6 protein-coding genes are annotated in these 3,708 nt (G+C 70.1%); all 6 read left to right on the top strand.

Annotation, left to right across the window (positions count from 1 at the left end; translation table 11 throughout):
* Nucleotides 1–93, top strand: a 93-nt coding sequence (locus ACESMN_RS13540) for a flagellin (RefSeq protein ID WP_373054136.1), incomplete at its 5' end; no start/stop codon positions are given.
* Nucleotides 94–206: 113 nt separating this feature from the next.
* Nucleotides 207–593 (top strand): flagellar protein FlaG, encoded by a 387-nt coding sequence (locus ACESMN_RS13535; RefSeq protein ID WP_373054135.1) that lies wholly within the window; start codon nucleotides 207–209, stop codon nucleotides 591–593.
* Nucleotides 594–697: 104 nt separating this feature from the next.
* Nucleotides 698–2,056: a flagellar filament capping protein FliD gene (gene fliD / locus ACESMN_RS13530; RefSeq protein WP_373054134.1), complete on the top strand. Its 1,359-nt coding sequence runs from the start codon at nucleotides 698–700 to the stop codon at nucleotides 2,054–2,056.
* A gap of 195 nt (nucleotides 2,057–2,251) precedes the next feature.
* Nucleotides 2,252–2,668 (top strand): flagellar export chaperone FliS, encoded by a 417-nt coding sequence (fliS, locus tag ACESMN_RS13525; RefSeq protein WP_373054133.1) that lies wholly within the window; start codon nucleotides 2,252–2,254, stop codon nucleotides 2,666–2,668.
* 4 nt (nucleotides 2,669–2,672) lie between these two features.
* Nucleotides 2,673–2,987 carry a flagellar protein FliT gene (locus ACESMN_RS13520; RefSeq protein WP_373054132.1) on the top strand — a complete coding sequence of 105 codons (315 nt, stop codon included), beginning with the start codon at nucleotides 2,673–2,675 and terminating at the stop codon, nucleotides 2,985–2,987.
* Between the two features lie 128 nt (nucleotides 2,988–3,115).
* Nucleotides 3,116–3,628 (top strand): PilZ domain-containing protein, encoded by a 513-nt coding sequence (locus ACESMN_RS13515; protein WP_373054131.1) that lies wholly within the window; start codon nucleotides 3,116–3,118, stop codon nucleotides 3,626–3,628.
* The last annotated feature ends 80 nt before the right edge of the window (nucleotides 3,629–3,708 follow it).

Below are 3,708 nucleotides of genomic sequence, written 5' to 3'. Positions count from 1 at the left end.
CTGACCCGGGCGCAGATCCTGCAGCAGGCCGGCACCTCGGTGCTCGCCCAGGCCAACGCCGCGCCGCAGAACGTGCTGGCCCTGCTGCAGTAGTAAGCCACGGGTTCAGCCTCCTCAGGACGACGCGCGCCAGGGACGGCGCGGGAGGATGGACCCGCTCCGGCGCGTCCATCCTTCTTCCGTTTTGACCCATCGAGGGTGCCGACATGATGAAGAACAGCCTCGTGGCCCCGCTCCCGTTGCCGTCGCCGGCCGGCGCCGCGCGGGTCGCGGACGCGCGCGCCGCAGGCGGCAGGGTGGAGCCGCCGGTGCAGGCCGCGGGCGGCAAGGAATTGCCCGGGACCGGGGTCTCCGGCGCGCGGGACGGGGATCTCCCGACCGTGGTGGCATCCCTGAACGAGTACGCGCAGAGCGTCAGGCGGGACATCCAGTTCGCGATGGACGAGTCCAGCGGGCGCACGGTGATCACCGTGCGTGACAGCGAAACCGAGGAGATCATCCGCCAGATCCCGTCCGAATCGGCGATGAAGCTCGCCTCGTACCTGCGCAGCGAGGGCCGGCTGCAGGGCTTCGGCCTGGTCGAGAAGGCCTGAGTGGCACGGAAGTTGAATAGGCCGGGCTGTGCGGAACAGGGGGGCGCGATCGGGCGGAAGGCCCGGTCGCTGCCGCCGCCGGGATACGGAAACAGGGGTTCGTGATGATCAGTTCGCTGGGAATCGGCTCGGGGCTCGACCTGAACGCGCTGGTCGATCAGCTGGTCGCGGCCGAGCGAGAGCCCAAGGTACAGCGCCTGGATCGCCGGGAGGCGGACCTCCAGGCCCGCATCTCCGGCTTCGGGGCCGCCCGCGGCGGTCTCTCCGGGCTGGAGACCGCCCTGGACAAGCTGTCGACGCTGCAGCAGGGGCGGACCGCGTCTTCGTCGGACGACGACCGCCTCGAGGTGTCCGCGAGTGATGGGGCGGCCACCGGCAGCTACCGCATCGAGGTCAGCCAGCTCGCCGCCGCCCAGTCCCTGGCCAGCGGCCGCTTCGCGGACGCGGACGCGCCGCTCGGCACCGGGACGCTCAGCCTGCAGGTCGGCGACGGGACGCCGGTGGCGATCGGGATCGATCAGGAAAACAACAGCCTGCGCGGTATTCGTGAGGCGATCAATGCGGCGGATGCCGGGGTGCAGGCCAGCATCGTGAACGACGGCGAGGGCGCCCGGCTGGTGCTCAGCGCCGCGCAGACCGGCGCCGACCAGACCGTCGCGGTCACGGTATCCGGAGACGAGGCCGCGGTCGGTGACCTCGCGCGGCTGGCCAGCGAGAACCTCACCGAGACGGTCGCGGGCCGGGACGCGGAGCTGGTGCTGAACGGCCTGCCGGTCACCAGCCCGAGCAACAGCCTCGACCAGACACTGGAGGGGATGACCCTGCAGCTGAAGGGCACCACGGAGCCCGGCGCGCCGATCACCGTGACCGTCGGCGAGGACCGCGCCGCGGTCCGCTCCGCGCTGAACGAGTTCGTGAAGGCCTACAACGGCGTGATCGACACCGTGCGCGACCTGACTCGCTACAACCCCGAGACGCAGGAGGGCGCCGCGCTGGTGGGCGACAGCACATTGCGCTCGGTCCAGGGCCGGCTCGCGCAGGGGTTGCAGTCCCCCGGTTCCGACCCGGAGGCCGCCTTCACCAACCTGGTGAACCTGGGCGTGAATTCCGACCGCAACGGCCGGCTGAGCCTGGACAGCGCCGCGCTGGACCAGGCGATGGATCAGGACTTCAGCGGGGTGATCGGGCTGGTCAACGAGGTCAGCGCGGGCCTGCGCGACTCGGTGAAGGGCTTCACCGAGCCGGGGGGGCTGCTGGAGTCGCGCACCGAGGGTCTGCAGACACGGATGCAGGGGATCGACCGGCAGCGCGAGGCGCTGGATCTGCGCATCGAGCGGCTGGAGGCGCGGCTGGTCCGCCAGTTCGGCGCGATGGACGCGCTGGTCGGGCAGCTGCAGGGCACCAGCCAGTTCCTCGACCAGCAGCTCGGGGCAATGAACGCGACCCTCGATCGGGGGCGTTGAGGTGGATAGAGAGTGCAGCCACGGAAGGACACGGAAGGACACGGAATAGAGATGAAATGTTGCTGAATTTCCGTGCCCTTCCGTGGCTCGCCTCTTCTTGTTCGGCGGGCACCCGGGCACCGGGGCACCAGGGCATTCGAAACATCAGGATAGGGCGTTTATTTCATAACAGGCGTTATTCCAGAGGGACCAGTCATGTACCAGATGGGTATTCAGCAGGCGCTCAACCAGTACCGCGACGCGGGGGTCATCGCCGAGGTCGGCGATGCCGATCCGCACCGCCTGATCCAGTTGCTGTTCGAGGGTGCGCTCGATCGCATCGCAATCGCCCGCGGCGCGATGCGCCAGGGCGACGTGGCCGTGAAGGGCTCGCGCATCAGCCGGGCGATCCAGATCATCGACGGGCTGCGCGCGCACCTCGACCGCGAGAAGGGCGGCGAGATCGCCGCCAACCTCGACGCGCTCTATGACTACATGGAGCGGCGGCTGGCCGAGGCCAATCTGCGCGACGACATCACGATGCTGGACGAGGTCGCCAACCTGCTGCGCGAGGTCAAGAGCGGCTGGGAGGCGATTCCGCAGCAGAGTGCGCCGACCGCCGCGAACGGCTGAGCCGATGTCCACCGAGGCCGCGCAGACCCACCTCGAGGAGGCCCTCCGGCTGGTTCAGGAGGCGCTGGCAGCGGCCGGGTCCGGTGAATGGGAGCGCGTGTCCGAGCTGGACGTGCGCTGTCGCGAGGTCTCGAAGGCGATGGGCGACGAGCTGCAGGGCTACGACCCGCGTCCGCTGCTGCCGGGCCTGGTGCGGTTGCGCGAGCGCCATCGCCACCTGCTGGCGCTCGCGGAGGGCCATCGCGACGAGCTGGCCCGGGCGAGCCGCGAGTCGCGGCGCGGACGGCAGGGCGCGCGCGCCTACGAGGACAACACATGAGCGCGCGGGGGCCGTCGTCTTGCCTGCGTCCGCGGGGACTGTTCCAATGACCGGACGCCCATGCCCCGGTCCGTCTTTCGAAGATGCCAGGTGAGCCGTTTGCCGACGCCCTCGTCTGCGAGGACGAGATGCCCCTCGATTGGGAGGCGGTCGATCAGTTGCCTCCGGGGTCGCGTCTCGCGACCCTGAATGCCAGCAACGAGGCCCTGCTTCGGGTGCAGGAAGGGCTGGAGGAACCCGCCCGCGGCAGCGAGGAATCCCAGGAGATGGCGCAGGAATTCCAGCGCCTGGATGCGAAACTTAACCTGATGCTTGAACTTATGGCGGAGTGGCTGCGCCGCCAGGGCGACCTGCCCCCGGCGGTTCCGCTGCGTTTCAACGCCCGGGGCATCGCCTGGGAGGCGGACGCGCCGCCGCCGCCGGACACGCTGGTGCGCCTGCGGCTCTACGTCTGCCCGTCCCTTCCGAAGCCGCTGGTGCTGTACGGGCGCGTGCTCCGCCACGAACCGGGTGCGTCGGCAACGCGGGCGGTCGCGGCCTTCCTGGAACTGTCCCCCGCGGCGGTGGACGGCCTCGAGCGGCTGGTCTTCCGCCGCCACCGGCGCGAGGTCGCGCTGCTGCGCGGGCAGTCGCGCAACTGACTTTCATGGCGCGTAGCCACCCCCCCGCCCGTGAACGAGGACCGTAGGGTGGGCAAAACGAAGTGTGCCCACCACAGACC

Source organism: Thioalkalivibrio sp., from assembly GCF_041690275.1.
In the GTDB taxonomy this organism is placed as follows: Bacteria; Pseudomonadota; Gammaproteobacteria; order Ectothiorhodospirales; family Ectothiorhodospiraceae; genus Thioalkalivibrio.
This window is presented reverse-complemented; position numbering and strand designations above follow the sequence as displayed.

What these genes read in the sequence shown, in the direction of transcription:
- ACESMN_RS13535 (WP_373054135.1), top strand. Translation starts at nt 207, where the DNA reads ATGATGAAGAACAGCCTCGTGGCCCCGCTCCCGTTGCCGTCGCCGGCC.
- fliD (WP_373054134.1), top strand. Translation starts at nt 698, where the DNA reads ATGATCAGTTCGCTGGGAATCGGCTCGGGGCTCGACCTGAACGCGCTG.
- fliS (WP_373054133.1), top strand. Translation starts at nt 2,252, where the DNA reads ATGTACCAGATGGGTATTCAGCAGGCGCTCAACCAGTACCGCGACGCG.
- ACESMN_RS13520 (WP_373054132.1), top strand. Translation starts at nt 2,673, where the DNA reads ATGTCCACCGAGGCCGCGCAGACCCACCTCGAGGAGGCCCTCCGGCTG.
- ACESMN_RS13515 (WP_373054131.1), top strand. Translation starts at nt 3,116, where the DNA reads ATGCCCCTCGATTGGGAGGCGGTCGATCAGTTGCCTCCGGGGTCGCGT.